Source organism: Novipirellula rosea (genome assembly GCF_039541335.1).
GTDB classification, from domain to species: Bacteria; Planctomycetota; Planctomycetia; order Pirellulales; family Pirellulaceae; genus Novipirellula; species Novipirellula rosea.
Genome location: NZ_BAABGA010000123.1, coordinates 1 through 1196 on the forward strand (window position 1 = coordinate 1; position 1196 = coordinate 1196).

The following is a 1196-nucleotide window of genomic DNA, read 5'->3' on the forward strand; positions in this document are numbered from 1 at the left end:
TATCGTTAATCATAGAAACCAACGATATTTCGCGTTCAATTGTGGTTAAACACTTTTGAGTTCGGGATTTCGATGGCCAATCTATTAAGGGCACATGGGGGATGTCTTGGCGTTAGAAGAATGAAGGGCGTGGAAGTCTGCGAAATTCCTGGGGGAGCTGACAAACAAGCAATGATCCCGGGGTGCCTGATTGCTACCTGCTGAATTCATAGGCAGGCTAGTTACAACCTGGTGAACTGAAACATCTAAGTAACCAGAGGAAGAGAAAGAAAAATCGATACCGTCAGTAGCGGCGAGCGAAATCGGTATAGCCCAAACCGTGAAGGTTTCCTTCGCGGGGTTGTAGGACTTCAATATTGGATTGTGTGTTGTTAGTGGAAGATTCTGGGAAGGATCGCCATAGAGGGTGACAGCCCCGTACACGAAAATAAACATGCACCATAGAAGCACCTGAGTAGGTCCAGTCACGTGAAACCTGGACTGAATCCACGGGGACCATCCCGTAAGGCTAAATACTCTCTAACGACCGATAGCGTACCAGTAGCGTGAGTGAAAGGTGAGAAGAACCCCTGCTAGGGGAGGAATGTGAACCTGAAACCATGTGCCTACAAGCGGTCGGAGCACTATTTTAATGTGTGACGGCGTGCCTTTTGCATAATGATCCGGCGAGTTGTGGTATACGGCTTGGTTAAGTCCTTCCGGGACGAAGCCCAAGGGAAACCGAGTCTGAATAGGGCGAAATGTGTCGTATGCTGCAGACGCGAAACCTGTGTGATCTACCCATGAGCAGGTTGAAGCGCGGGTTAAACTGCGTGGAGGACCGAACCCACTTAGGTTGAAAACTGAGGGGATGACTTGTGGGGAGGACTGAAAGTGTAATCAAACCAGGAGATAGCTCGTTCTCTCCGAAATATCTTGAGGGATAGCGTCGAGGCAACTACTTTGCGGGGGTAGAGATACTGAATCGGATGGGGGCCCTTCCCGGGGTACCTCACCGAACCAAACTCCGAATACCGCAAAGACTATCTCGGCAGTCAGTCCCTGGGGGATAAGCTCCAGGGTCGAGAGGGAAACAACCCAGATCGCCTGCTAAGGTCCCGAAGTTTTACTTAGTCACTAAGGAAGTTGAAATGCTGTGACAGCTGGGATGTTGGCTTAGAAGCAGCCACCATTTAAAAAGTGCGTAACAGCTTACC

1 rRNA gene is annotated in these 1196 nt (G+C 49.7%); it reads left to right on the forward strand.

Annotation, left to right across the window (positions count from 1 at the left end):
* Window positions 1–74: 74 nt before the first annotated feature.
* Window positions 75–1196 (forward strand): 23S ribosomal RNA (locus ABD971_RS35900); the annotation flags it as partial.